The sequence below is a fragment of the Psychrobacillus sp. Z3-81 genome (assembly GCF_056620325.1).
On sequence record NZ_JBWQPU010000120.1, the window covers coordinates 1 to 216 of the forward strand.

Annotated in this window: 1 protein-coding gene; it reads right to left on the reverse strand. The window is 42.6% G+C overall.

The window, feature by feature from the left end; genetic code table 11:
- On the reverse strand, nucleotides 1-216 hold a 216-nt coding region (locus tag AC1ECF_RS17865), incomplete at both ends, for a DDE-type integrase/transposase/recombinase (RefSeq protein WP_480390770.1).

Sequence of the window (216 nt, forward strand, 5' to 3'; positions counted from 1 at the left end):
CTTAAAATGCTCCACACTTTGAAATTCCTTTAAGTAGAGAAATTCGGATTTCATAATACCAAAGAAGTTCTCCATGACAGAGTTGTCGTAACAGTTGCCCTTTCGAGACATACTCTGCTTGATGTTTTTGGATGCAAGGACGTCCCGGTATTTTTCCATCTGGTAATGCCAGCCCTGATCTGAGTGCATGAGCAGCTTATGTTTCTCAGGCAGGTG